Below are 26,208 nucleotides of genomic sequence, written 5' to 3'. Positions count from 1 at the left end.
GCTTTTTTGATTGAAAATTAGTTCAATTTTTAGTGTTTCTTGTGGTTATAATGGGCGCTTTCTGTTATTAATTCATCTTGATGTAATTTTAGGATTCCTTTACCAACTAAGACACAACTATTGTATGTAAATTTGCAAACTCTATGAAGCAAAGGAAGAAAGCAATTTCTATGAAAAACTTATTTACGTTATTACTTGTGCTCATCACGGCAACAGTTTTCTCTCAAACAAAAGTGAGTGGATTTGTAACAGATGACAAAGGTCAAGGAGTGCCCTTTGCTAATGTAGTTTTTAAAGATAGTTTTAAAGGTACTATAACTAATGAAGAAGGTAGGTTTTATCTAGAAAGTGATACTAAATATTCTACTATAGTAGTTTCTTTTGTTGGTTATGTTACTAAGGAAATTGAACTTTTAGAACGAAGCAACTACAAGATGGAAATTGTTCTTGAAGAAGAAGCAGCTGCGCTTGATGAGGTTGTTATTGTTTCTGGAAAACAATCGAAAAAGAATAATCCTGCAATTGATATACTTCGTAAAATTTGGGAGAATAGACGTGATAATGGGGTTAAGAAATTTGATCAATATGCTTACGATAAATATGAGAAGCTAGAATTTGATTTAAATACAATTGATAGTGCATTAATTAAAAGTAAGATTTTTAAAGGCATGGAATTCATCTTTGATGAGGTGGATACATCAAGAGTTACTGGTAATACATACTTGCCAATTTTTATCAATGAGGCATTTTCTAAAGTTTATGGAGATAATAAACTAAAAGATGTTAAAGAGGTTTTAGAAGGAAATAAAAATTCGGGTTTTGATAATAATAATACGCTAATTGCTTATTTAAAAGATCTTTATGCGGATTATGATATTTATGACAACTACTTAAAATTTTTCGACAAAGCATTTACAAGTCCGCTTTCTAGAACTGGAATTGATGTATATAATTATGCATTAATTGATAGTACTTTTAGAGGAGATAAATGGTGTTATAACATCGTGTACTATCCACGTCGTAAAAACGAACTCACATTTAAAGGTGATTTTTGGGTAAATGATACTACTTGGGCAATTAAGGAAATTAATATGCAGGCCACTAAGAGTGCTAATCTAAACTGGGTGCGTGATGTGTATATTGAACAAGAATATGATGTGCTTAACGACTCAACATTTTTAATAACTAGAGATTACTTTATGAGTGATTTTAGTTTTAGAGATAAAGAAGAAGCTCGTGGTATTTATGGTAAACGAACTACGTTATATGATAACTATAAATTTGATATTCCTAAACCAAAGGAGTTCTACAAATCTCAAGTAGATCCTTATCAATATGAGGTGTATAATAGGCCAGATGATTTCTGGGAACAAAATCGTTTAGAAAAATTAAATGGCGATGAGCAAAGTGTTTATAAAATGCTCGATACGCTAAAAACTGTACCAAGGTTTAAGGCTTTATATAGTATTGGGTCTATTTTAGCGAGTGGCTATTACGAAGTTGATAACTTCGATGTTGGACCTGTATTTTCAATTTTTGGATTTAATGAAGCAGAAGGATTTAGAGTCCGCTTGGGGGGTCGTACTTATTTTGGACAAAATGACCCTTGGAGATTAGAAGGTTTTGGAGCGTATGGTTTTAGAGATCAGCGTTTAAAATACGGTCTTTCAGGGAAAATACTTTTAGATCGTAAAAGCCGACTTACTGCATATGGTGGTTTTAGAAAAGATGTGGAACAGACAGGTGCAAGTTTAACATCCACCACAGATGTTTTGGGTAGAAATCTAGCATCTTCCTCATTAGTTACTGTGGGAGCAAATGACAGGTTAACACGTATCAAATTAGGAACAGTAGGGTTTTCAATAGAACCAGCTAAAAATTTTAATGTCCGTTTAACTGGATCTTATAGAGTATTACGTACAGCTACTGAAACGTTTTCAATTAATTATCTAAAAGAAGATGGTACAATAGGCGATGACGTACATCAACCTGAAGTAGAACTTGGGTTTTTCTATACACCAAAACGTAAAACCACAGGATATGGAGTTGAGCGTACAACAATTAATTCTGGTGACTTTGCAAGTATTTACTTAGGATATACTAAAGGTTTAAAGGATGTTTTAGGTGGTGATTTCGATTATCAACGTATTCAAGGTTTATACACACAACCTTGGAATATAGGAGGTATAGGTAGGTTAACAACAACAGTTGAGGCTGGTAAAACTTTTGGTGATGTTAACATTAGTTTATTAAATCCTATTCCTGGAAATCAAACGTTATTTAGTATTTATAATACCTTTTCTCAGTTAGATTTTTACGAATTTGTAAGTGACGAATATGTGTCTGTACATTTTCAGCACAATTTTGGTGGACGTATTTTCCAGCGTATTCCTTGGATTCGTGATTTAAACTTACGAGAGGTAATCGGTTTTAGAACGGTGATAGGAAATATAAGCCAATCTAATATTGATTTAAATAGGTCGAACATCGTTTATCAAGCGCCAACTCAGCCATACTATGAGTATAGTGTGGGTATTGGAAATATTTTCAAAGTATTCCGTATCGATTTTAATGTACGTGGAAATTACCTAAACGAAGTTTCTCATCCAGATGCTCGTAAATATGGATTTACGGGAAGTTTTGGATTTGATTTTTAAATCAGGCAAGATTATTGCTTAAGGGTTTTATGTAAATATTTCTTCGGAAATTTTAAGAAACCACAATAGTTATTAGAAATAAAAATTTTAGAAATAAATAGAATCAAAATAGAATTTCGGCTTTGCCAAAATCTTAATTAAATTATAATATGACACTTTCAGAAAACAAATCTTTTGATGTTCTAATCGAAATCCCAAAAGGGAGCAGAAACAAATATGAATACGATTTCGACTTAAAGAAAATTCGTTTCGACCGTATGCTTTTTTCATCTATGATGTATCCAGCAGACTATGGTTTTATTCCAGAAACATTAGCACTAGATGGAGATCCATTAGATGTATTAGTATTAGGAGGAGAGCCTACATTCCCAATGTGTGTGGTAGAGGTTAAGCCTATTGGGGTTTTCCACATGGCAGATGAAAAAGGACCAGATGAAAAAGTAATATGTGTGCCAGTTTCAGATCCAGTATGGAGTAGACTTAACGATTTAAGTGATATGAACCAGCACACCCTAAAAGAAATCGAGCACTTTTTTCAAGTTTACAAAGACTTAGAGAAAAAACGTGTTGATGTAGGTGGATGGGGAGATGCTACTAAAGCAATCGAGATTTTTAATAAATGTGTTGAGCGTTATGATAACAGTGAGCACAAAGCAAATGGAAATTTCACGATATAAGCTCTGAAATTTTATAGATTACAAAAACCCTGTCAAAAATTACTTTGACAGGGTTTTTTGGTTTGTTACACTTATACAATTTATAGCAACAGATACTAATTACTGATTAGCGGTTAACTACTTACTATTTTATATTAAATGTTATTAAGGTAATATTGGGAGTTGATAGGTTAATGAGGTTTGATGCATTGCTTATAAAGATTCTTAATTAATAAATTTTGATTAATTAAGTGGTAACCTTTTATAAGACTTTACTGAATTTTTTATAGCATCACTTTAGAGTAGTATTAACTTTTAAATTCTTTATTATGAAAAAAATTACATTGTTGTTATTGCTTTTAAGTAGTGTAACTACATTTAGCCAAACGGCATTATTCCTTGCTGAGTCTGAAGATTCTTTAAATATTGAGTCAATTATTGAAAATCAAACAGCTGAATCTTCCTCCTATTTAAAAACTCCTTGTGCTGAAGAGGTTACTAGTGATGCTATTGAGTTGTTTTATAATACGTACAGTACAACACCTCAAGTACTAGCAAATGACATTACTATAGCAGCAGATACAGATTTCACGGTAACTCGATTGACGTACAATTTTCTTGTTGAATCTGGTGTAACAATTACTAACATAGATTTGTCTTTTTATAGCGATTTAGATTCTCTTCCAGGTCAATTAATAGAGACTCAGTCTGTAGTTCCTGTTTCAAACACTATACTTGTTTCATATTCAACTCAAGATTTAATTCAAGTTGTTTATGAAATAGATCCTGTTTTGTTAGAAGGTCAAATAGGAATGTCAACATCGTATTGGTTAAGTTATCATGTCGAAATTTCAGGAGGTGAATTGGGAGCGGTTCAAGCTACTAATAATTCATTTAGTGGTAATATAGCAGCCTATTCTCCTAATAATGGTGCTACTTGGGGTTATATTAATCCAGATGCTGAGATTTTGTATCTAATAGAAGGGGAGTGCAATCTTCTTAGCAGTCCATCTCATAGCCTTAACGGGTTTACATATTATCCAAATCCAGTAAGCGATATTTTGTTCTTTGATGCACCTATGGTGATTAACTATGTTACGATTTTTAACGCTCTGGGTCAAAAAGTTACAGAAAGTGTAATTGATGCTACATCCTCAGAAATAGACTTGTCTTTATTAAATACAGGGATTTATTTTATAACGGCTAAATCCGCAGATTCTTCAAGCACATATCAATTGATAAAGGATTAAATTAATGTTATTATAAGCTTCAATATAGTTTATAATAAAAAACTTTAATCACTTATTAATCATTACATCATTAATTCAGTAAGTCTTATAATTAATAGGGACTTATTTAAAAACATTTTAATCTTTCGATTAACTTATTATGAAAAAAATTACACTTTATATTTGTCTTTTTATTGTTACTTTATCAACTGCACAAAACAATTCTTTAAACTTTGATGGTTTTGAAGATACCATTGAACTAGGTCAAAATTTCGCTTTCGAGCCTACTGATACTTTTACTTTAGAAGCGTGGGTTTACCTTGAAAGTAATGCTGGTTTTCAACAAGTAATATCAAAACTTGGCGTGGAAGATGACTTTTTTAGAGGTTGGGGCCTACAAATTAGGGACGATAAAAGGTTAAGTGCATATGTTAGTGAAAGTTTTACAATAAATGCGCGTTTCGTAAATGGAACACAAGTTCTTGAAAACAACGAATGGTATCATGTTGCGATGTCCTTTAATATCGATAATACTATTTCTTTGTATGTCAATGGAGTTTTAGAACCATTATCTTTAGAGAATTATACAGGTACTGTGACTACACTTAGTACAACAGCTACTACACAGATTGGGAGTTATGATGGAACTGATTCTCCTGATGATGAATTTTTTAAAGGTAACATCGATGAGGTTCGTATTTGGGATGTCGCAAGAACATCTACTGAAATTGCAGACAACTATAATACTGAACTATCAGGGACAGAATCAAATTTGATTGGATACTACAAAATGGACATTAGTAACTCGTCTTGCGATATTCAAGATTGTAGTGTAAGTCAGTTTCAAGGAACGCGTTCAGGTAATGCAGGTCAAAATAATTTACCTCAATTCTCTGATAATATTCCCGCTATTATTGATGTAGAATGCGGTAGCGATAGTACTTGCACTCTAAGTGTAGATGAGGTAGCTTTAGAAAATTTTATAATTGCTCCTAATCCAGGAAAAGCTTTTGTCTCATTAATTGGTGTTAATATTGTAGATACTGAGATCACTATGTATAATGCCTTAGGTGCTCGTGTTAAAACGTTTGTATTAGTTAATAATAATATGGATGTCTCAAATCTAGCTAAAGGAGTCTATTTTATTAAAATAAGGCTAGGAAATAATGAAGTGACTAAAAAATTAATAGTTAACTAAGACAGACGATTTGAGTCTACTTTTAAATACTTAGAACCCCTTTTTATATGTAATTAGGGGTTTTTTATATGTAGTTAATTTTGTTACTTTTAGATACTTAATTAAACCAATTAAATTATATGGAAGCAATGATGATTTATGTGCCAATAATCTTGGCGATTTTAGGTTTGATCTACATGTGGATCAAGCAATCTTGGGTGTTGAAACAAGATGCGGGAGATGGAAAGATGAAGGAGATTAGTGATCATATTTATGAAGGTGCATTAGCATTCTTAAATGCTGAGTATCGCTTACTAGCAATATTTGTTGTGATAGTAAGTATTTTGTTAGCAGTGGTGTCTTTTGTGGTTCCTACAACACACTGGCTAATTGTAGTGGCTTTTATTTGTGGAGCAGTATTCTCTGCCTTTGCGGGTAATATAGGTATGAAAATAGCCACTAAAACAAATGTAAGAACAACACAAGCGGCTCGTACCAGTTTACCTCAAGCACTTAAAATTTCTTTTGGTGGTGGTACAGTAATGGGTCTGGGTGTCGCAGGTCTTGCAGTGCTAGGATTGACGGCATTTTTCATCTTTTTCTTTCACTATTTTATGGGAGGTGTTTGGACTAATACAATGGATATGACAATCGTTCTTGAAACATTAGCAGGTTTCTCCCTAGGAGCTGAGTCAATTGCATTGTTTGCTAGAGTAGGTGGAGGTATCTACACAAAAGCAGCAGATGTTGGAGCAGATTTAGTAGGTAAAGTAGAAGCAGGGATTCCAGAAGATGATCCTCGTAACCCAGCAACAATTGCTGATAACGTAGGAGATAACGTAGGGGATGTTGCCGGAATGGGAGCAGATTTATTTGGATCATACGTTGCAACAGTACTTGCTGCAATGGTACTAGGAAACTATGTAATTAAAGATATGGGTGGAAATATCGCTGATGCTTTTGGCGGAATTGGACCTATTTTATTGCCAATGTCTATTGCAGGTGTTGGAATAATCATTTCTATTTTAGGAACGATGCTTGTAAAAATTAGCAGTAATGATGCGAAAGAAGCCCAAGTAATGGGAGCTTTAAATAAAGGAAATATTGCATCTATATTATTAGTTGCAGTAGCTTGTTTTGGTTTATGTAAATGGATGTTGCCAGAAACAATGCAAATGGAATTCTTTGGTGAAGGTCTTCAAGAAATTTCTTCAATGCGCGTATTTTATGCAACCTTAGTTGGTTTAGTAGTGGGAGCAGTAATTTCTGCGGTGACAGAATATTATACAGGTCTAGGTAAAAAACCAATTCTTAAAATTGTTCAACAATCATCAACTGGAGCAGGAACAAACATTATTGCAGGTCTTGCAACTGGTATGATTTCTACATTCCCATCTGTATTATTATTTGCTGGAGCAATTTGGGCATCATATGCATTTGCAGGATTTTACGGTGTAGCATTAGCAGCATCTGCAATGATGGCAACAACAGCAATGCAGTTAGCTATTGATGCGTTCGGACCTATTAGTGATAACGCTGGTGGTATTGCCGAAATGAGTGAACAAGAACCAATTGTTAGAGAGCGTACAGATATTTTAGATTCGGTAGGTAATACAACTGCAGCAACTGGAAAAGGTTTTGCTATTGCATCTGCAGCATTAACTTCATTAGCATTATTTGCAGCATACGTTACATTTACAGGAATCGATGGAATTAACATTTTTAAAGCACCAGTTTTAGCAATGCTCTTTGTAGGTGGAATGATACCAGTAGTATTCTCAGCATTAGCAATGAATGCAGTAGGTAAGGCAGCAATGGAAATGGTGGAAGAAGTTCGTCGTCAGTTTAGAGAAATTCCAGGAATTATGGAAGGAACTGGAAAGCCAGAATACGATAAATGTGTTGCAATTTCTACAGAGGCTTCACTAAAAGAAATGATGTTGCCAGGTTTATTGACTATTGGTTTTCCACTAGTTATTGCATTTGTTCCTTTATTATTTGGGATGGACAAATTAGCTATCGCCGAAATGTTAGGTGGTTATATGGCTGGTGTAACGGTTTCAGGTGTATTGTGGGCAATCTTCCAGAATAACGCTGGTGGAGCTTGGGATAATGCTAAAAAATCGTTTGAAGCAGGTGTTGAAATTAATGGTGAGATGACCTATAAAGGTTCTGAAGCTCATAAAGCTGCGGTAACTGGAGATACAGTAGGAGATCCATTTAAAGATACTTCAGGACCTTCAATGAACATTTTAATAAAGCTTACATGTCTTATCGGTTTAGTTATAGCACCTATTTTAGGTGGTCATTCAGCTGTTGATGTTAATGCAGATAATGTTTCTACTGAAATGTTAATGATTGATGAAAATGGAAATACGATGTCACTTTCTGCAGATAAAGCTGATGCAGTAAACAAAGCAGAAGTTACTAGAGAAGTAATGGTAGAAATGAGTGTAGATGGAGATGTTACTACTGCTGAAGTAATTACTGAAACAACTCGTAATGGAAAAACAACTAAAGAAGTTCAGGTTTTTACAGGAACTGAGGAGCAAGTTTTAGCTGATATTGAAAAGTTAAAAAGTGTTGATGTAAAAGTTAAAAAAGACTAGATATTTTTTTATAAATTTTAAATTTAACCCTGCCTCAATGGCGGGGTTTTTTCTTTAAGTGCGTATCTTGAAATTAAATAATACGCTAAAGTTAGGTTGCAACGTATGGGCATTTTTAAAAAAGATCCTCTTCAGATAATTACATTTTATAGCTATGGAAAAGCAAATCATCTCTATGCACGTGGTCGTGCTATTGATGATGAGGCTATTGATCTTTCAAATAAAGGATTATTTAAACTTATGATTAATAGTTTTAAAAGGTTTAAAACTGATCAAGTTAAAAATACGCAGCTAACTTTAACGTTGCCAGATGGACGGACTTTTAAAACAATTACTGATTCAAAAGGATATTTTTTAATAGATGAACAGGTAACTGGATTAGAATTGTTAGCTAATGATGAAGGATGGTTGGAATACAAAATTAGTTACACCAGGATTCCAAAAGGTAAAACTGTAAATAAAAATAACAGCTTTCTAGGCGAAATGATTATTCCTTGCGATGCTTGTGAATATGGTATTATTAGTGATATTGACGATACTATTTTGCACACTGGTGTAGTTTCTAGGTTTAAATGGAGGCTTTTAGTTAATACTTTTTTTAAAAGAGCAGAAAGAAGAATCCCCTTAGAGGGTGCGGCGGAGTTTTATCATAAGTTGCATAAGGGAACAACTGGAGCTAAGGCAAACCCCATTTATTATGTAAGTCACAGTCCGTGGAATCTATATCGTTATTTAGAGTTTTTCTTAACACTAAATGATTTTCCAAAAGGACCTATACTACTTCGTAATTTTAGTAATATTTTTAAAAAGAAAAGGGGAGAAAAACCTCAAAAGCAAAAGGAAATTATTCAACTTTTAGAAATGTATCCTCAACAGCAATTTATACTCATTGGAGATAGTGGTGAACACGATGCAGATATTTATATAGAAATTGCAGAGCAATTCCCTAATAGAATTAAAGCTATTTATCTAAGAAGTGTAAAACACGAAAAACGAATGTTACGCATAAAGGGGCTTTTTGAAGAATATAAATCAACCCCAGCTTTGCTTGTAGATTCAAGTAAATTGGCAGAAGCACACGCTAGGGAAAACGGCTTTATTGCTTAATAAAATACTTAGCTAAAATTAAACCATTAAAATTTCCGAAGTAAAATTACTATCTAAAAAACTCGTAAGTTGCTAACTGCGATTGCACTCTTGGGTTATTGTTAGTTACATAGTTGTTTTTTTGCTTTTCATCAATCACTCTCGCTTTTACATTATCTGCAATTTGAATGTTAATTAAGTTGCGTAAACGTCTTTTTAAGCTTATGTCAAGAATAGGTGTCACAACTTCAATACGGTGGTTTAGATTGCGTGTCATCCAGTCTGCAGAACCGATATACACTTGTTCGTCACCTTGATTTCCAAAAATGTATATACGGCCATGTTCTAAATATCTATCGATAATTGACGTGATATAGATATTTTCACTTTGACCTTTAATTCCAGGAACTAGTGAGCAAATACCTCTAATAAGGAGTCTTATTTTAACTCCCGCTTCACTTGCGCGATATAATAGTTTAATCATATCCTTGTCCTCTAGGCTATTCATTTTTAATATAATATAAGCTTCTTCGCCAGCTTGGGCTAATGCAATTTCATTATTTACTAATTCAGTAAACTTTACACGGGTTGTAAAAGGAGACACTAAAAGGCGACTCGTTTTAGGAATTATTATTGTGCGGTCAAGTACAAGAAATACTTTGTGAAGCTCTTTAGTGATTTTTTTGTGAGATGTCATAAGTCCAAAATCTGTATATAAAGCAGCGGTTTTTTCGTTAAAATTACCTGTTGCTATATAGCCGTAACGTTTTTGTACTCCATCAATCTCTCTGCTAATTAATAGAATTTTGCTATGAACTTTAATATCCGGATAGCTATAAATAACTGTAGCTCCTTTTTCTTCAAAGATTTTCCCCCATTTAAGGTTGTTTCGTTCGTCAAAACGAGCTTTTACTTCAATGAAAACAGTAACTTCTTTTCCGTTTTCGGCAGCTAAAGCAATAGCATCATTTAGACGAGATTTAGATGCAGCGCGGTAAATTGTTATACGTATTTTCTTAACGTATTTATCTACGGCAGCTTCTTCTAAAAGTCGAATAACAGGTTCAAAAGTTTGATAAGGATAATGAATCAATTGATCACCCGCATCAATGGCATCAAACATATTCTTATGTGATGATAACATTTTGTGTGGTAAAGGTGTTAGTTTTTCATTAGATAAGTTGATTTCTGTTGGATTAGGAAACCCAAAAAAGTCTTTAAAATTATGGTAAGTACCACCAGCAACAATATCAGTTTTATTAATATCAAGAGCAGTTTTTATTATTTCTTGTAATGATTTAGGTGTGTTTTGGTCAATTAGCACACGTGTTGCTTGCCCGGTTTCTCGATTTGAAAGTGATGCCTCAATTTTATCTTTTAAATCACCAGAAAATTCATCTTCAATATACAACTCAGCATCACGTGATATTTTAATGGAGTAGTATTCTAATTTAGTTTCTCCTTTGGGTGTTTGTCTTAAATTATATCTAATTATATCATCAATGAAAGTGATATAATGTTTTCCGTTTTGCTTCGGAAATGTGAAAAATCTAGGAATTTCAGCTGGAATTTCAACAAATTGAAACCAATCCTTATCCTGTATAGTAGTTAGGTATAAAGCTTCATTTTTAACAAACACAGCGTCTTTAGCACTAGTTTTAAATACCTGAACTTTTAAAAGTGGGCTTATTACTTCGTCAAAGTAATTTTTTGCAGCAAGTTTTTGAGTGGGTGAAAACTTTTTATTGTCAATTAAGTAAATATTATGTTTGGCTAAATCTGGAATTAAGTCTTCTTTGAAAACACGCCCAAATTCAGTTTGCTGAAGGTCCACTTGCGCCTTTATTTCTTTGAGCACTTTATTAGGCTTACGAATAAGACGTTTACGCAGCGATTTTTCAACATCTTTAATTTGACGAATATCAGAAACACGCACCTTAAAAAACTCGTCTAAATTTGACGAAAAAATAGCTAAAAATTTAATGCGTTCGTAGAGTGGGTTTCGAGCATCTGCAGCTTCTTGAAGTACGCGATGATTGAAGCGTAGCCAAGAAAGGTCACGGTGAAAATATTTAGTATTGTATAATGATGACATGTGAAAGCCGCGTTCGCGGTATGCAATTTTCTGTTATATTGTTATTAGTTATAGCTTAGAAATAAGGCTATAAATTACATTGCAAAATACGTCAATTGCCAAGCCATTGTATGTTTTGGAAATGTTAAGTTTTAGTAAAAATAAAGCATAAAAAAAAGCCACCGTATTAGGTAGCTTTTTCAATAATATATTAGATAACGAATTATCTTGTAAAACGTAATTCCTCTGTATAGGTATAACTTTCATCGCCATCAACTCCATTTTCATTATATTGAAGTCTTAAGTCTGTAGCATTAAATAAAATTACATCATTTAGCTCACCGTCAATTGTAATTGTTTGATTAGCATCATTTACAGTATATGATCCTGAATTTTCATCACTAATTATATACGTTTCAACAACAGGGTCATTTCCTTGTAGTGTTGTAGTTTCAGTAATACGAAACTGAAAAGAAGAAGTAAAAGTTCCATTTGCATTAAAAGTTACGTTTGAACCTCCAAAAGTGTCACCTACCTCAGTAATAGTAGTTGTTACTGTACCTCCAGATACTGTAGTTACAACAACATCAGTTGAGTTGTAGAAGTTTAAATTATAAGTTCCTGCTAATAGTTCGTTTGTTAATGTTGGTCCTGCAGGGGTATTGTCATCATCACTTCCACAAGAAAAAGCCATTATTGAAACAGCTAGCACTAAAATTAATTTAAAAGTTTTCATCTATTTTTTTGTTTTAATTGTAATTAAGTCGCAAAACTAATCTTTTAGCTTGTATTGCGAAAGCTTTATAACGTGATATATAACAGGTTGGTGATTAGTATTCTTTTATTTGATTTACTAATTACCTATTGAGTTCAGTTTTCTAAATTAAAAAAGCCGCTAATAGATAACGGCTTTTTTAATTGTATGTTATGTGTAGTTATCTAGAAAACGTATATGTTTCTTCTATAACAGTTATCTCAATAGTTCCATTTTGATTGTTTTCTTCAGTTCTATTTAATGTGTATATCAATGCATTCTCCTCAAGTTTAGTAATAGTGTTAACTTGATTTCCAGTCTCCCAAGTATAGGTAAGTTGATTGCCTTCTAAAGTCCAGTTAGAGGTTGAACTACCAGCAGTACCTATAGAGTGTTTAGTAGTCTCGCCGTTGCTAGTAGTCGTTAAATCAAGAGCGAAGCTTCCCTCAGAAATAACTTCGTTGGGATTTTTCTGAAAGGTATAAGTATAATTTATATCTCTTCCAACTCCAACAGTGCTAGAGTTAATTTCAATTCCTGTAATGGTGCTAGTGTGATGAAGGCTTACTAAATTCCAAGTTCCAATTAATAAGGAATCACTTGAAGCGTCATCACTTTTACAAGATTGAATAATTACTAAAATACAAATTACGAGTATTATTTTAAAATTTTTCATTGGGGGATGAATAGGGGTAAACTCAATAATAAAAGTACTGCTGTTAGGTTAATAAATTAAACAGAAGTAGGTTTTTTAAAAATGTAAATACAGTTAAAACGAACTAGAAAAGACCGTTAATTTCTGCGTCTATTTTATTAATTACTTGTCCTAAATGCTCTTGGTTATCTACAAAATCTAAATCATCAACATCTAGTATAATAAGGTTTCCTTTGTCGTATGTTGTTATCCACGCTTCGTATCGTTCGTTTAATCTGCTTAAATATTCTATACTTATAGAATTTTCATAGTCACGACCACGCTTGTGAATTTGTTTTACAAGATTAGGAATAGAGCTGCGTAAGTATATAAGTAAATCTGGTCCTTTGGTAACGCTCTCCATTAAATCGAATAATGACTTGTAGTTTTCAAAATCACGATTAGTCATTAATCCCATTGCATGTAAGTTAGGCGCAAAAATATATGCATCCTCATAAATGGTGCGATCTTGAATAATATTTTTACCACTTTCTCTTATGTCTAAAACTTGGCGAAAGCGGCTGTTTAGAAAATAAATTTGCAGGTTAAAAGACCAGCGTTCCATAGAATTGTAAAAATCATCTAAGTAAGGATTGTCTTCAACATCTTCAAAATGAGGTTTCCATTTGTAATGTTTAGCTAATAAACGAGTTAGTGTGGTCTTTCCAGAGCCTATGTTTCCTGCAATTGCAACGTGCATATGTGTTATTTCTTGGGTTTGTTTATGGCAAATATATGAAGTTTTTCGCCGTCATAAATATACAAGAAATCTTGAGTTAGCTGCAAGTCCTTAATACTTATTTCAGGGTTGAAAAACGGAATGACTTCAGTGTTTTTATCTGAAATTTTAAATAATTGGTTATCGCGCAAAATTACTACATCTTCATCGTATTGGTATATGTTTTCGCCTTTTTCAAATGGCATTGTAAATAGTACCCCTCCAAAAGGATTGTAACCTATTAATTGCTTTTCGGTTAGCACATAACAATAATTGAAATTACTTACTTGACGCTTTAAAGTTTCGGCTATAGGCTGCGAAAGTTCTCTTGTTTGGTTAGTGCGGTAATTGTATAATTCTAATTGTTGATTGTCTTGATTGAAAATCCACAGTTTATTTCCGCCCGCATTAGTGGCTGCACTTGTGTTTGTAAATGGCGCTAATGTGTTGAAGTTAATACGTTCAATTTGTGTAAGTCTATTGTCTAATAAAACAGCTGTGTTTGTTTGTTCGTAATAGACAACAACATTAAGTGGGTTAATTATATCTACAGAAGAAATAGGCCCTAATTGAAAATCTGTGAACTCAAAAATACCTGTAGGACCTGTTTTGTAAAGAACCATCCCCTGAGTAAAAAACAAGTTTTTATAAGAGTCGTACCCTATAAAATGTTCAGCTTCAATGGGCTTAGCTTCAATAAATTGCTGGCTATATCCAAGGCTGCTTACAAGAAAAAGTACTATTAAAAGTTGTTTCATTTGTAAAGCAAGATACAAAAAGAGTGCCTTATAATTATGAGGAACTTGAACCTGAATAATCTTTTAAATTAATATACTAATTTATAGCCAAAACCTCTCACGTTAATAATCTCTATTCGTTCGTCTTGTTTTAATTTTTTCCTGAGTTTAGAGATGAATACATCCATACTTCGGGCACTAAAAAAATCGTCGTTATTCCAGAGCTTGTTTAGAATTGTTGAACGGTCAAGGACTTCGTTTTTATTTTGGTTTAAGTGAAAAAGTAAATGCGCTTCGCGATGTGTTAACTTTATGCAAGCCTCTTCTTTAAATTGAAGGGTTTGTTTTTTAAATTGAAACGTGTAGTCACCTATTAAAATTTCGGCTTGCTCATTTTGAAGTTCCTTTCGATTAAGTAAATTATTTATACGTACAATAAGCTCCTCCATACTGAAGGGTTTTTTTAAGTAATCGTTTCCGCCACTTTCGAAACCTTCTACAACATTTTTAGTTTGCGATTTTGCTGTTAAAAAAATGATAGGTACTTGCGCGTCAATTTCTCGTATTTCTTTAGCAAGTGTAAAGCCATCTTTTTTAGGCATCATCACATCAAGTACTAATGCATCAATTTCTTGGCTTTTAAATTTCTCATAAGCGGTACTACCATCAATGCAATGTGTTACTTGAAAACCTTTTGTTTCAAGACTTTCTTTTACAATCATCCCTAATGCGGGTTCGTCTTCTGCAAGTAGTATTTTAGGTGCGTTGCTCATTAGGATAGTATTATTTTAAAAGTAGTTGGTTTCACTTGAACTGTAATGGTTCCACCATGTTTTTCAATTATGGCTTTTGTATAGTATAACCCAATCCCAAAACCTTTTATGTCGTGTGTATTTCCTTTTGGAACACGATAAAATTTTTCAAAAATCTGTTTGCTTTGAGTATTTGTGAGTTCTTTTCCATTATCTGAAATTATTATTTCTATCTCATTTTTAGTTCTTGAAATAGAGACTTCAATATGGTTTCCGCCATATTTAATTGCGTTGTCGATAAGGTTGTTGAGTGCATTTTCAAAATGAAATGCATCAATAGGGTACGATAGAATAGGCGCAGTTGTGTTAAAAGTTACTTCTTTGTTACTTGCAAGTACGGACTCCTTTGTGGTCGCCGTTTCTAATAAATGGACAAGATCAGTCTCCTCAATATTTAACTCTAAATTTTCACTATCAAGCGTTGCTGTTTCGAGAAGTTTTTCAACCATTGTAGTTAGTTTTTTTACTTGTGTTGATGAAACCTCTGCATACCGTTGTGTTTTTTCTATATCATTATTTTTGTTAAATAATTGGATTCCCTCCATTGCAGCGCCAATGGTTGCTAAAGGCGTTTTAAATTCGTGGGTGATATTACTTATTAAATCGTTTTTAATTTCGGCAAGTTGTTTTTGGTTTTTTATCACTTTTAATAAGTAAAGTAAACATCCAGAAATGGCTAAAATGAAAAGTAATGATATAATGAGTCCTATGATATTTCTCTTTAAAATAGTTTCGGGAATATTAGAGAAATTGATTTGCAAGAATGAATGCTTGGGTAGAAAAGCACTATTCGATTTTGCTGTTAAATATGATCTAGTTTCAGGAATAAAACCACTGCTTTGATCATCTGCAAATGCATTTTGAAAGTACAGACTAAAATTTACGTGAATATTTTTACTATTCAACTCTTTCATTAAAAGTTGGTCAATTTCATTTAAATCAATTTTTTTAGCAGCCATCGAGTACATTACTTGAGAAGTAAGTTGTGCTAATGGGTGACTAAATAAGGAATCATTTTTGTTTTCCAAATTAAAAAAAAACTCGTTTATGGTATCATTCAATTTAAATATTTTGTAGATCGTATCTTTACTTCTAGTATTTCCTTTTTTGAAACTCATTGAAGTGAATTTCCCACTTTCTCCTAGAGCAGTGTTTTCCTGAAGCTCAAGAATAATATCTACACTTGCATCATCTACTTTAGAAATTGAATCTATTCTGTCAAACTCTATGAAAATACTGTCATTTCTAAATCTATTAATTATAGAATCTGCAGATTTTAATTCTTCAACAAAAGCGAAATCTTTAAAACGTTGCTCCGTTTTGTTTGCATAATAATTGTTCACGGCATTATCTAAACTAACCTGAACATCATTGATAAGTTGTTGCTTTCCCGTTTGGTAATTTTTATAATTCCAATATCCTTGTATCGCTAGCGTACCAAGTATCGCAGCGATAATAAAGTATAAAATTGTTTTGTAGTGTCGTTCTTGCATAGTACAAATAACAACCATAAATATGTGTTCCACAAACCGCTTAACACACGTTAACGTTCGTTAACTATTGTAGCTAAACAATTAGTACATCTTTGTGGTGTGCAATAATAGCTTCGGAAATATTAATGAAGTAAAAACTGTACGTTTATTTAGAACCAACTTATTATCATTAAAATTTCAGAAAAATGAAAACACTTATTACACTACTACTCACAATTGTACTTTCGTTAAGCACTGCAATTGCTCAAGAATTCAATGGAATAGCTACTTATAAAACCGATAGAAGTTTTGACATTCCTGAAAATGACGCAAAGGAATCTGGAATTGATGATGCGATGATGGAGCAACTTCGCGCACAAATGAAAAAACAATTTCAGAAAACTTACACGCTTAATTTTACAACTACCGAGTCATTATATGAGCAAGAGCAATCACTTGCACCACCTGCAGTAGGGGATGGAATTCAGATTATAGTTTCTGGAGGAAATGATTTAGTGTACCGAAATACTAAAGAAAAAACCTATACCCAAGCAACCGAAATAATGGGTAAAGAATTTTTAATCCAAGATGCTCTTGTGGATCAGGAATGGAAACTCGAAAAGGAAACGAAAAACATAGGGGAGTATGTATGTTTTAAAGCAACAAAAACAAAAACTAGAAACGATAGAATTTACAATGAAGAAAAGCAAGAATATGAGGATAGTGAAAAAGTGATACTACTGACAGTGTGGTACACTCCTTCAATACCCGTACAACATGGGCCAGACGATTATTATGGATTACCAGGATTAGTACTTGAAGTGAATGATGGCGATTTAACCATACTTTGTTCAAAAATTGTCTTGAATCCAAAAGAAGGAGTCTCAACAGAGCGACCTAAAAAAGGGAAGAAAGTTTCTCAAGATGAGTTTGATAAAATACAAGAGAAAAAAAGAAAAGAGATGCAGGAGCAGTTTGAAAGTCGAAAGGGGAGTAAAGGCAATACTGGTTTTACCATCGAAATTGATGGTGGGATGTAGATTAGAAACGCTTTAAGTGTTAAAGATTTCTTAACATGGGAGGGTTGCGGTTTTTATAGTAGTCTAACAGATAGTTAGACAAATTTAAAGTTGCTGTAACATAACAGAAACTTTAGTACTAATACTAAATAAACAACAACCCTTATGAAAACACTTTTAATTGCATTAGCCGTCTTTTTTACTATTAATATTTCGGCACAAAACATTAGCGGACAGGCATTTTACGAATCTAAAACCACTATGGATATGGACGGTTTTGGAGGTAGAGAAATGAGTGAGGATATGAAAAAAACGATAGCTGATCGAATGAAAAGCTATTTAGAAAAAACATACATTCTCACATTTAATAATAACGAGTCTATTTACAAAGAAGAAGAAAAACTTGACACCAATGCTGGAAGAGGTGGTTTTGGGATGATGATGAGTAGTTACACACCTGGAGCGCAGTATAAAAATTTAGAAACTAATCAATTAATTGAAGAAAATGAATTTTTTGGAAAAGAGTTTTTAGTAACAGACGAAGTTCCACAATTAGAGTGGGTGATGTCAAAGGAGTCTAAGCAAATTGGTCAATATGTAGCATTTAAAGCAACTGCAGTAAAAGCTGTTGATCCTAATGATTTTAGTATGGCTCGTCCCAGAGGGCCAAGAGGAGGTAGAGGCGATAATAATGCTAAAGAAGAAAAAAACGATTCGCTAACAAAGAAGGAAAGTGATGACCCAATGGATAATATTGAAGTACCTAAAGAAGTGACTGTTACGGCGTGGTACACACCTATGATTCCTGTGAAAAATGGTCCTGGGGAATATGCAGGCTTACCGGGATTAATCCTTGAACTAAATGCACATAGAACTACATTGTTGTGTTCTAAAATTATAATGAACCCTAAGGATACTGATAAAATTGAAGCTCCAACTAAAGGTAAAGAAGTTACAAGAGAAGAATACCAAAAAATTGTAAAAGAAAAAACTGACGAAATGCGTGAAAACTTTAGAGGTCGTGGTGGCCGAGGAGGTGGAAGAGGCGGACGAGGTTAATTTAATTTTAGTTTCTCAATAAATTATTGAATGCGCTTACCTGTATAAAACTTTTGAGCGCATTTTTCTTTCGAAATTTTGAAGAGTTACAAAATTTCAACAAAAAAAATCTTGCAAATTGTCAATTTAAATTAATAATCAACTAATTAATAAAAATGAAAAAGATACTATTAATTGCAGTATTGTTGTGTGGAGTAGGAGCCTCTGCGCAGTCAATAAAAGTAAAAGGTTTTATTAGGGATAGTATAGGGGAGCCCCTCTCTTTAGCTAACGTTATTGCAACCGTACAATCTTCAGGAGCTATTGAAAGTTATGGGATAACTAATGATGATGGTAAGTACCAATTAGATTTGCCTAAAGGCGAAACATATGTATTGAAGGCAAGTTTTTTAGGGTATAATCCAGCTGAGAAAGTGCTGGTTGTACCTGCTGATGGTGAAAATGTAGACTATAACTTTAAGCTTTTACAGCAAGATAATTTACTGGACGATGTTGAACTTATTTATGAAATGCCAGTGACTGTAAAAGGGGATACTATTATTTATAATGCAGATAGTTTTACTAGTGGAGAAGAGCGTAAACTTGGGGATGTACTAGATAAACTTCCAGGTCTTGAAGTGAACGATGATGGTGAAATACAGATTGAAGGTAAAACGGTTTCTAAAGTAATGGTCGAGGGAAAAGACTTCTTTGATGGTGATTCTAAATTAGCCACTAAAAATATTCCTGCTGATGCTGTGGGTAAAGTTGAAGTGTTGCGTAACTACAATGAAGTTGGGCAATTAAAAGGCCTTGGTAATGACCAAGACAGTTATGCAATTAATATAAAATTAAAAGAAGGAAAGAAAAATTTCTGGTTTGGAGAAATTACTGCAGGAGCAGGTGTTGCTGAAGCAAATTCAGATCAAGATGACGGGAGTTATTTGATTCATCCTAAACTTTTTTATTACAATCCTAAGTATAGTATTAATGTTATTACAGATTTTAATAATATAGGGGAAGTGCCATTTACTTTTAGAGATTACTTTAATTTCACTGGAGGATTTAGAAATTTTAATAGAGGTGGTGGTACCACATTTAATGTTAGGGATAGCGACCTAGGTTTTACAACAACACAAAACAATCGTGCAAATAAATTAGACACAAAGTTTTTAGCGGCTAACTTTAGCTATGCTGTTAATCCTAAGTTAGATGTAAGTGGTTTTGCCATTTTAAGTGATAACAAAACGAACATTGTAAATAATTCGGTTAGGCAATTTGCTTTAAGTGGTATTACTGAAAATACAAACAGCAATAGCGATACTCGCAATCAACTTGCGATGATGAAACTAAGTAGTGTGTATAAACCAAGTACAAACTTCCAGTTAGATTATGATGCTTTAATAAAAACCTCAAAGCAAACTGAAGACTCAAACACACTTTCAGTTGTTCAAGGTTTTACTAACGATGTAACTGAAGAATTAGAAAACAAGCCTTTCTCAATCAATCAAAATCTAAACGCTTATTATACGCTTAATGATAAAAATATTTTCGCAGGTCAAGCACAATACCTGTATCAAGATGAAGATCCTTTTTATCAGGCAGTACAAGATGCCGTTCCATTTAGAGGAGTATTTACAGATATCGATGAGACAAATGCAGACCCTTCTGATACAAGTACTGATACTTTTGATCCATTATTTGATGCAGATAGATTTAGCATCAATCAGCAAAAAAATGTAATCACTAACAAGTTTGATGGAAAAGTAGATTATTACTACGTTTTAAATAATGTGAGTAACTTAAATGTAACGTTAGGAAGTACTTTTAGTAAGCAACAATTTGACTCTGGTATCTTTCAATTGTTAGATGGCGAATCTACAAATACATTTACTGGAGCAGACTATAATAATGACGTAGCTTACACATTTACTGATGCATTTTTAGGCTTACATTACAAATTGAAAACAGGAGCATTCACATTAACTCCTGGTGCGACATTACATAATTACGGTCTTAAAAATGAGCAACTAGGCACAGAGGTAACTCAAAATGACTGGATGGTTTTACCAGATTTAAATGTAATTTGGGAATTGAAGAAAAGTGAAAACATTAGATTTAACTATTCTATTAACGCACAATACAGTGATATTAATGACTATGCAAGAGGCTATGTTTTTAATAGCTACAACAGGCTTTTCCGTGGAAATAGAAATCTTGAAAACTCTTTAGCTCACACATATAACTTATCGTATTTCAGTTTCAATATGTTTAATTACACAAATATTTCGGGTAACATAAACTATAGCCGTAGTATCGATGCGATTAAGCAAACTACAGACTTAGAAGGTATTAGTCAAGTGAGTTCTCCTTTTAATATTGACAGTAATTTTCCAGATGAATCACTTTCTGTTTTTGCACGATTTAGCAAGCGAGTGAAAAAAGTGCAGTTTAGATTAAACGCAAATGTTTCTTGGAGTAATACTTTTAATAATATCAATGAAGAAATTTTAGAGAGTTCAAGTTTCACCCAAGGTTATACAGCAAGTGCTCAAACAAGTTTTAAAGAGTTTCCTAATTTTGAAGTAGGGTACAGGCTTACTTTAAATGAGTATGATAATGGTGCAGGAGAGCAAAAATTTACAACACAACGCCCTTATGCAAATGTTGATTTTAAATTTTTAAAAGATTTTACATTTAATGCCGAATGGGATTTTTACGATTACTCTAATCAAGAAAATACTATCGAAAACAGCTACTCATTTTTTGATGCAAATTTATATTATCAAAAAGGTGAAAGTCCTTGGGAGTTTTCAGTTCAAGCAACAAATATTCTTGATACGGGAAGTATAAATAACGATAGTTTTAACGAGCAACAACAACTTAGTAGTACTTCAGAATATTTTGTGTTACCTAGAATTGTAATGCTAGTTGTTAAGTATGATATCTAAAATGTTTTCTTCGGAAATATCATAAATTTGATATTTTGGCGAGAAAAATTAAAATAATATGGAAGCCATTGGTTAATTAGCCAATGGCTTTTATCGTTTAATTATTTACCTTTCATTAAAATTTCAGAAATGAGAAAAATACTTTTAGGTGTTTTTATAGCGGTAGTACTTTTTGGTGTGGTTCAATATTTTAGTCAAGAAAGGGACCGTAGAAATGAGCTTAATGAAACTAGTGCCTTAATTGAAAAAGAACTTAGAAACGTAGGTAAATTGATAGTAACAGAGGGGACCTATTCTCAAATTTATACTTATAACGATACTAAAAGCTTATTAATGGGCTTGGTAGATTCTAAAAAGAAAGCGCTTGTTGTAGTTAACGCTGAAGCATTTATTAGCTATGATTTAAGTAAAATTGAAACCGAAATTTTAAAAGAAGAAAAAATTGTTCGAATTCTAAATATCCCCGAGCCAGAACTAAAAATTAATCCTGATATTGAGTATTATGATATTACTCAGGAATACTTGAACCAATTTGAAGCTAAGGATTATAACGAAATTAAAAAACGCGTTACAAAGCTCCTACGTAAAAAAATCGAAGCTTCAAGTCTAACAGCCAATGCAGAAAATAGGCTCATTTCTGAACTTCAGAAAATCTATTTATTAACCAATGCAATGGGATGGACATTAGAATATAACAATCAACTAATTCTAGAAGAAACCGATTTTAAACTTTAGAATTAAAGTAAATAAGACGCAGCGTGGCCATTATCAATAAGCCATTGGTTGAGGTTGAGTTCGCCAATCATATTAGTTGCAAGATAACGTCCAAAATTCCTACGTTTGTCCTTGTAAGAGTGGATTTCTACCTCTTTGTTAAGTATCATTTCTCTCACAATATTACGAACAATTAAACCTTGTTCACGATCAGGACCTCTAAGCTCTAAAGTGTCAATAACAAAAAGTCTCAGTTTCATTATTTGAAAATGTAGAAACCCTAAATCTACTTTTACTGTAACAGTATCGCCATCGTAGAAAGCGATATTTTCTGCTTTATAATTTCACATATTATATATATTATTTACTAGTTAGTTTTTAAAGCTACTAAAAAACAAAAGTATATGCGAGTTTAGATCTGTACTATTTTACCTTAAGGTGGCTTGATAAAGCTCGATTACAATTTTTGGTAAAGTGATTGCCATCCTCCACCATTCATAGCTTCAATGCCATTACTTTTTAATATAGCAGCGGCGCTTCCGCTTCGCATACCACTAGCGCAACAAGTTATTACAGGCTTGTTCCATTTTTTAATTTCCGAAATTTTAGAGGCAACTTGTTGAAGAGGGATGTGTTTTGAACCAGGGATTGCTCCGCTATTATATTCCGCTTTTGAACGAACATCTAAAATAACTGCATCACGACTTGTGAAATCTTGAATTTTCTTGGTTTTGTTACCAAATAATAAATCTAATAATCCCATTTGTATATTTTTTTAACGCTCGTATTTATGAAGCTTTAATTATTATTTAATTCTGAAATATTCCTGAATTAATACATGGTATTGTTGTTTGTAGCGCTTTTAGGAACTTGCTGTATGGCATCCCAATGCTCACAAATTTTTCCAGAGTCATCAAATCTAAAAAAATCCATTGTTATGTATTGGTCATTATCAGGCCAAATTTGATGTGTATGTAAGGAAACTAAATGTCCTTCGGCAACTGATCTTACAAAATTGATTGACTTATTAGGATAATCTCTTTTCATTCTCTCAAAATAGTCAATAAACCCTTGTATGCCATCTGCCACGTCTGGATTGTGTTGTATATATGTTTCTCCTACATATAATTCAACTGCTTTTTTTGGATTTCCCTCGTATGCCATTTTGTAAAAAGCAATTGCATTTTCTTTATTCTTTGCTAAGTTCATATCTCAAAAATTGTCAAATGTTATTTCAAAGGTTATACTTATTATTTAATAAGTTCAAGTCCTGCTTTAATTAAGTGAGAAACTTCAGGTCTTGTTTTTTCTAACGATTTTAAATGTAGTAAAATTTCCGAAGCTTTTGTGAGTTCATACATTTCTAATGCTAAAAGCCAATCCTTTGGAAAATCACTTTTAAGCGTATTGAAGATAGCCTCAATAGCAGTTGTGTCCACTGAATTATTGTGTCTAATACTTCTAACTTTTTGGTATAAACTGTTTAGGTTTTTATCAGAAATACTCATTTCCGAAACATCCCCTAAAGTGCTTAATTCATGCTCTACTAAATCAAACGACAGGTAGTCTGCTGCACCTGCAAATGCTGAAATTACTTCTTTACCAACAGCCATGTCAAAATCACCATCTTGTGGCGTAAATAATACTTCGTCTTTATATGTTACAGTGCAATCATTAAATTGAATAAGCATAAGCTCTCCTTTCAAATTACGCATTCCAGTAACGTTCATACCTTTTACTTTGATTCCGCTTTCAAACTCAAATTCAATGGGTTTTCCATCGTAAAAATCATAAGCTGCCAGATCACGAGGGCCCATATTTTCAATAGAAAGATTAATGCCGCGTAGCTTTCCTAGCGGACTTCTAAATCCATTAATATGTCTTGAAGTTCCGTGCCCAATAACTTCAGTTTCTCTATACGCAAGAGCAGTTTTTCCTTCTGTTTCAAAGTAAACAACTTCATTGTCTTCATTGCGAATCATTCGTTTAAATACTCCTGAAATTTGCAAGCCTGTCGATATTTCAATTGTCCCTAATTGCTTAGACTCTATTAGTTTGTTTAGGCCTCTCCATCCACCTTTTCTTACTGCCATAGTATTAGCAAACTCTTCTAATACTTGTTGTAAATAAGCGAAATCTGGTGTTACATATAATTGAGGTTGCGGCTTAGTGATATCAAAATCTTGATAAGCTGCATCTATAGAATAAGGTAGTTTTTTTACTTCATCCTTCATACACCATTCGCTTTCGCCTATTGAGGATAAAAGACCAGCACCATATATTTTTGGGTTTTCTAAAGTTCCCACCATTCCATATTCAACAGTCCACCAATGAAGGTTTCTTATTAGTGAAATTTCGGAAGGAGTAACTTCTTTGTTTTGTAATTCTTCAACACGCTTTTCAGCTAGTTCAATTTTTTGCAAAGAAATACCTTCAGCTTCTTTTAAAATTGATAATTCTCTAACAGCTTCATACATTTCCATGTCGTGCGCACTAGAAATTGCTTTAGCGCCTATTTCTCCAAAACGTCTTAAATATTCTGCATAATCAGGGCTAGCGATAATTGGTGCATGTCCTGCGCCTTCATGAATAATATCTGGAGCAGGTGTATATTCAATATGGTCTAATTGTCTAATATCACTAGCAATTACAAGCACTTTGTATGCTTGAAATTCCATAAAAGCATTTGGGGGAATAAAACCATCTACGGCAACTGCTGCCCAGCCTATTTCTTTCAATATGCGATTCATTCCATACATGGATGGAATTTCGTCAATTGAAATACCAGTTTGTTTAAGGCCGTCGAGATAACTTTCGTGTGCTACTTTACTTAAATAATCTACATTTTTACGCATTACAAATCGCCATACCGCTTGGTTAATAGGCGTGTAATATTCATAGTTTTGTGGCTTAATATATTGCTTTAAATGTGGTGGCAATCTATCGAGTAGCTCGTTGCTTTCTATACGTCCTTCGTTCATACTTCAAAAGTAGCAAAATGATTGCCGATAGTTGTTTGTAGAAAGAAGTTTTCACCTTTAATTAACAACCTACTTACGAAGCTTAAAATTCAATTTCAATTTGGGCATTAATTCGATTTCAAAATTTATCTTTACATTATATGGGTATTACGCGCAAACAAGAAATAATCCAGATTGCTTCACGTCTATTTAAAGAGCGAGGTTATAGCGCTGTCTCTATGCGCGATATAGCACAAGCCTTAGATATCAAAGCTGCTAGTTTATACAACCACATTTCTGGAAAACAAGAAATACTAGCAACATTAATTATAGAGGTTGGAGAGGAATTTACTTCTCAAATGTCTCAGGTAATGACTGCTTCTTTAAATCCTATTGAAAAAATCGAAAAGGTGATTGAAATGCATATTGATGTAACAGTCAATTTCCCTGATAACATCGCGACGCTTAATAACGATTGGATGCATCTTGAAGGAATAGCTCTAAATCGGGTAGTGAAGATGCGGGAGGATTATGAAGAAAATTTCAGAAAAATAATAAAGTTGGGTATTTCCGAAGGAAATATTAAATCGCAGCACCCCGAGGTTATTTTATTTTCAATTCTGTCAACTTTAAGAACGTTATATCTATGGAATGAGAAACGTGGAAAAATGGATGTTAATGTGCTTAAAAAAGATATGGTTTCAGTCTTAATTAATGGAATTATCTAACTTATTTAAAAGCTGATTTTAACATAAAAAATCCATCTATTTAAACAGAATTATAAGCATTAATTAATGATTTGCAATTCTAACTAACAATCGTTAGTTTTGTGATAATAAAACTAATAAATA

At 33.0% G+C, this 26,208-nt stretch carries 22 protein-coding genes; 11 read left to right on the top strand and 11 right to left on the bottom strand.

All coding sequences use genetic code 11. The annotated features are described in order from the left end of the window. The first annotated feature begins 170 nt into the window (after positions 1-170). From GBH57_RS00755 to GBH57_RS00730, 6 genes are all read left to right on the top strand, one after another. Positions 171-2,657: a DUF5686 family protein gene (locus tag GBH57_RS00755; protein WP_151672143.1), complete on the top strand. Its 2,487-nt coding sequence runs from the start codon at positions 171-173 to the stop codon at positions 2,655-2,657. Between the two features lie 149 nt (positions 2,658-2,806). Further along, entirely contained in the window at positions 2,807-3,334 is a 528-nt protein-coding gene (locus GBH57_RS00750; RefSeq protein WP_151672142.1) for an inorganic diphosphatase, read from the top strand. A 308-nt stretch (positions 3,335-3,642) separates the two neighbouring features. Further along, a complete protein-coding gene (locus GBH57_RS00745; protein ID WP_151672141.1) occupies positions 3,643-4,563 on the top strand; it encodes a T9SS type A sorting domain-containing protein in 921 nt (306 codons plus the stop codon). Between the two features lie 139 nt (positions 4,564-4,702). After that, on the top strand, positions 4,703-5,740 hold the full coding sequence (locus GBH57_RS00740; protein ID WP_151672140.1) for a T9SS type A sorting domain-containing protein: 1,038 nt from the start codon (positions 4,703-4,705) through the stop codon (positions 5,738-5,740). Positions 5,741-5,859: 119 nt separating this feature from the next. Beyond that, positions 5,860-8,328: a sodium-translocating pyrophosphatase gene (locus GBH57_RS00735; RefSeq protein WP_151672139.1), complete on the top strand. Its 2,469-nt coding sequence runs from the start codon at positions 5,860-5,862 to the stop codon at positions 8,326-8,328. A gap of 105 nt (positions 8,329-8,433) precedes the next feature. After that, positions 8,434-9,435, top strand: coding sequence for an App1 family protein phosphatidate phosphatase (locus GBH57_RS00730; protein WP_151672138.1), 1,002 nt, complete (start codon positions 8,434-8,436; stop codon positions 9,433-9,435). Between the two features lie 49 nt (positions 9,436-9,484). On the opposite strand, the gene ppk1 is transcribed toward GBH57_RS00730, so the two are convergent. The 7 genes from ppk1 to GBH57_RS00695 form a co-directional block, all read right to left on the bottom strand. Next, positions 9,485-11,509, bottom strand: a complete 2,025-nt coding sequence (gene ppk1 / locus GBH57_RS00725) for a polyphosphate kinase 1 (RefSeq protein WP_151672137.1) — start codon at positions 11,507-11,509, stop codon at positions 9,485-9,487. Between the two features lie 202 nt (positions 11,510-11,711). Beyond that, positions 11,712-12,224, bottom strand: coding sequence for a hypothetical protein (locus tag GBH57_RS00720; protein ID WP_151672136.1), 513 nt, complete (start codon positions 12,222-12,224; stop codon positions 11,712-11,714). Positions 12,225-12,423: 199 nt separating this feature from the next. Beyond that, positions 12,424-12,918, bottom strand: coding sequence for a hypothetical protein (locus tag GBH57_RS00715; protein WP_151672135.1), 495 nt, complete (start codon positions 12,916-12,918; stop codon positions 12,424-12,426). 103 nt (positions 12,919-13,021) lie between these two features. Further along, positions 13,022-13,636, bottom strand: a complete 615-nt coding sequence (locus GBH57_RS00710) for a deoxynucleoside kinase (RefSeq protein ID WP_151672134.1) — start codon at positions 13,634-13,636, stop codon at positions 13,022-13,024. Between the two features lie 5 nt (positions 13,637-13,641). Then, positions 13,642-14,412 (bottom strand): hypothetical protein, encoded by a 771-nt coding sequence (locus GBH57_RS00705; protein ID WP_151672133.1) that lies wholly within the window; start codon positions 14,410-14,412, stop codon positions 13,642-13,644. A 68-nt stretch (positions 14,413-14,480) separates the two neighbouring features. Then, entirely contained in the window at positions 14,481-15,164 is a 684-nt protein-coding gene (locus GBH57_RS00700; RefSeq protein ID WP_151672132.1) for a response regulator transcription factor, read from the bottom strand. After that, on the bottom strand, positions 15,164-16,729 hold the full coding sequence (locus tag GBH57_RS00695) for a sensor histidine kinase (protein ID WP_151672131.1): 1,566 nt from the start codon (positions 16,727-16,729) through the stop codon (positions 15,164-15,166). Before GBH57_RS00695 ends, GBH57_RS00700 begins: the two co-directional genes overlap by 1 nt. A 152-nt stretch (positions 16,730-16,881) precedes the next feature. Here GBH57_RS00695 and GBH57_RS00690 point away from each other — a divergent pair, with 152 nt between their 5' ends. The 4 genes from GBH57_RS00690 to GBH57_RS00675 all read left to right on the top strand — a co-directional run bounded on the left by GBH57_RS00690 (position 16,882) and on the right by GBH57_RS00675 (position 22,418). Next, positions 16,882-17,715 (top strand): GLPGLI family protein, encoded by an 834-nt coding sequence (locus GBH57_RS00690; protein WP_151672130.1) that lies wholly within the window; start codon positions 16,882-16,884, stop codon positions 17,713-17,715. A 144-nt stretch (positions 17,716-17,859) separates the two neighbouring features. Then, a complete protein-coding gene (locus GBH57_RS00685; protein WP_151672129.1) occupies positions 17,860-18,753 on the top strand; it encodes a GLPGLI family protein in 894 nt (297 codons plus the stop codon). Between the two features lie 155 nt (positions 18,754-18,908). Further along, positions 18,909-21,683, top strand: coding sequence for a TonB-dependent receptor (locus tag GBH57_RS00680; protein WP_151672128.1), 2,775 nt, complete (start codon positions 18,909-18,911; stop codon positions 21,681-21,683). Between the two features lie 129 nt (positions 21,684-21,812). Beyond that, entirely contained in the window at positions 21,813-22,418 is a 606-nt protein-coding gene (locus tag GBH57_RS00675) for a DUF4230 domain-containing protein (protein WP_151672127.1), read from the top strand. 2 nt (positions 22,419-22,420) lie between these two features. On the opposite strand, the gene GBH57_RS00670 is transcribed toward GBH57_RS00675, so the two are convergent. From GBH57_RS00670 to GBH57_RS00655, 4 genes are all read right to left on the bottom strand, one after another. Next, positions 22,421-22,657: a thermonuclease family protein gene (locus tag GBH57_RS00670; protein ID WP_151672126.1), complete on the bottom strand. Its 237-nt coding sequence runs from the start codon at positions 22,655-22,657 to the stop codon at positions 22,421-22,423. Positions 22,658-22,854: 197 nt separating this feature from the next. Then, positions 22,855-23,160, bottom strand: a complete 306-nt coding sequence (locus GBH57_RS00665) for a rhodanese-like domain-containing protein (RefSeq protein WP_151672125.1) — start codon at positions 23,158-23,160, stop codon at positions 22,855-22,857. 68 nt (positions 23,161-23,228) lie between these two features. Then, positions 23,229-23,606 carry a nuclear transport factor 2 family protein gene (locus tag GBH57_RS00660; RefSeq protein WP_151672124.1) on the bottom strand — a complete coding sequence of 126 codons (378 nt, stop codon included), beginning with the start codon at positions 23,604-23,606 and terminating at the stop codon, positions 23,229-23,231. 41 nt (positions 23,607-23,647) lie between these two features. After that, positions 23,648-25,378 (bottom strand): aromatic amino acid hydroxylase, encoded by a 1,731-nt coding sequence (locus GBH57_RS00655; RefSeq protein WP_151672123.1) that lies wholly within the window; start codon positions 25,376-25,378, stop codon positions 23,648-23,650. 140 nt (positions 25,379-25,518) lie between these two features. Here GBH57_RS00655 and GBH57_RS00650 point away from each other — a divergent pair, with 140 nt between their 5' ends. After that, positions 25,519-26,085: a TetR/AcrR family transcriptional regulator gene (locus GBH57_RS00650; RefSeq protein WP_174844025.1), complete on the top strand. Its 567-nt coding sequence runs from the start codon at positions 25,519-25,521 to the stop codon at positions 26,083-26,085. Positions 26,086-26,208: the final 123 nt, after the last annotated feature.

This window comes from Patiriisocius marinus, assembly GCF_008974325.1.
In the GTDB taxonomy this organism is placed as follows: domain Bacteria; phylum Bacteroidota; class Bacteroidia; order Flavobacteriales; family Flavobacteriaceae; genus Patiriisocius; species Patiriisocius marinus.
This window is presented reverse-complemented; position numbering and strand designations above follow the sequence as displayed.

Coding starts and splice junctions, on each gene's coding strand:
- GBH57_RS00755 (WP_151672143.1), top strand. CDS start 171: ATGAAAAACTTATTTACGTTATTACTTGTGCTCATCACGGCAACAGTT.
- GBH57_RS00750 (WP_151672142.1), top strand. CDS start 2,807: ATGACACTTTCAGAAAACAAATCTTTTGATGTTCTAATCGAAATCCCA.
- GBH57_RS00745 (WP_151672141.1), top strand. CDS start 3,643: ATGAAAAAAATTACATTGTTGTTATTGCTTTTAAGTAGTGTAACTACA.
- GBH57_RS00740 (WP_151672140.1), top strand. CDS start 4,703: ATGAAAAAAATTACACTTTATATTTGTCTTTTTATTGTTACTTTATCA.
- GBH57_RS00735 (WP_151672139.1), top strand. CDS start 5,860: ATGGAAGCAATGATGATTTATGTGCCAATAATCTTGGCGATTTTAGGT.
- GBH57_RS00730 (WP_151672138.1), top strand. CDS start 8,434: ATGGGCATTTTTAAAAAAGATCCTCTTCAGATAATTACATTTTATAGC.
- ppk1 (WP_151672137.1), bottom strand. CDS start 11,509: ATGTCATCATTATACAATACTAAATATTTTCACCGTGACCTTTCTTGG.
- GBH57_RS00720 (WP_151672136.1), bottom strand. CDS start 12,224: ATGAAAACTTTTAAATTAATTTTAGTGCTAGCTGTTTCAATAATGGCT.
- GBH57_RS00715 (WP_151672135.1), bottom strand. CDS start 12,918: ATGAAAAATTTTAAAATAATACTCGTAATTTGTATTTTAGTAATTATT.
- GBH57_RS00710 (WP_151672134.1), bottom strand. CDS start 13,636: ATGCACGTTGCAATTGCAGGAAACATAGGCTCTGGAAAGACCACACTA.
- GBH57_RS00705 (WP_151672133.1), bottom strand. CDS start 14,412: ATGAAACAACTTTTAATAGTACTTTTTCTTGTAAGCAGCCTTGGATAT.
- GBH57_RS00700 (WP_151672132.1), bottom strand. CDS start 15,164: ATGAGCAACGCACCTAAAATACTACTTGCAGAAGACGAACCCGCATTA.
- GBH57_RS00690 (WP_151672130.1), top strand. CDS start 16,882: ATGAAAACACTTATTACACTACTACTCACAATTGTACTTTCGTTAAGC.
- GBH57_RS00685 (WP_151672129.1), top strand. CDS start 17,860: ATGAAAACACTTTTAATTGCATTAGCCGTCTTTTTTACTATTAATATT.
- GBH57_RS00680 (WP_151672128.1), top strand. CDS start 18,909: ATGAAAAAGATACTATTAATTGCAGTATTGTTGTGTGGAGTAGGAGCC.
- GBH57_RS00675 (WP_151672127.1), top strand. CDS start 21,813: ATGAGAAAAATACTTTTAGGTGTTTTTATAGCGGTAGTACTTTTTGGT.
- GBH57_RS00670 (WP_151672126.1), bottom strand. CDS start 22,657: ATGAAACTGAGACTTTTTGTTATTGACACTTTAGAGCTTAGAGGTCCT.
- GBH57_RS00665 (WP_151672125.1), bottom strand. CDS start 23,160: ATGGGATTATTAGATTTATTATTTGGTAACAAAACCAAGAAAATTCAA.
- GBH57_RS00660 (WP_151672124.1), bottom strand. CDS start 23,606: ATGAACTTAGCAAAGAATAAAGAAAATGCAATTGCTTTTTACAAAATG.
- GBH57_RS00655 (WP_151672123.1), bottom strand. CDS start 25,378: ATGAACGAAGGACGTATAGAAAGCAACGAGCTACTCGATAGATTGCCA.
- GBH57_RS00650 (WP_174844025.1), top strand. CDS start 25,519: ATGGGTATTACGCGCAAACAAGAAATAATCCAGATTGCTTCACGTCTA.